General features: G+C 61.7%; 1 pseudogene. It reads left to right on the top strand.

The window, feature by feature from the left end:
- A pseudogene (locus GRZ55_RS23190) lies at nucleotides 1-347 on the top strand (acetyl/propionyl-CoA carboxylase subunit alpha); the annotation flags it as partial.

The following is a 347-nucleotide window of genomic DNA, read 5'->3' as shown; positions in this document are numbered from 1 at the left end:
TTCCGCGCCTCCAAGGGCGAGGCCAAGGCCTCCTTCGGCGACGACCGCATCTTCATCGAGAAATTCGTCACCGAGCCGCGCCACATCGAGATCCAGGTGTTGGGTGACAGGCACGGCACAGTCATCCATCTGGGCGAGCGCGAATGCTCCATCCAGCGCCGCAACCAGAAGGTCATCGAGGAAGCACCGTCGCCTTTTCTCGACCAGGCGACACGCGCTGCCATGGGCGCGCAGGCGGTCGCTCTTTCGAAAGCGGTCGGCTACCATTCGGCCGGTACCGTCGAATTTATCGTCGATGGCGACCGCAACTTCTACTTCCTCGAGATGAATACCCGCCTTCAGGTCGA

Source organism: Chelativorans sp. ZYF759, from assembly GCF_012911015.1.
In the GTDB taxonomy this organism is placed as follows: Bacteria; Pseudomonadota; Alphaproteobacteria; order Rhizobiales; family Rhizobiaceae; genus ZYF759.
The sequence above is the reverse complement of the archived record's forward strand: the minus strand, read 5'-3'. Positions and strand labels throughout refer to the sequence as shown.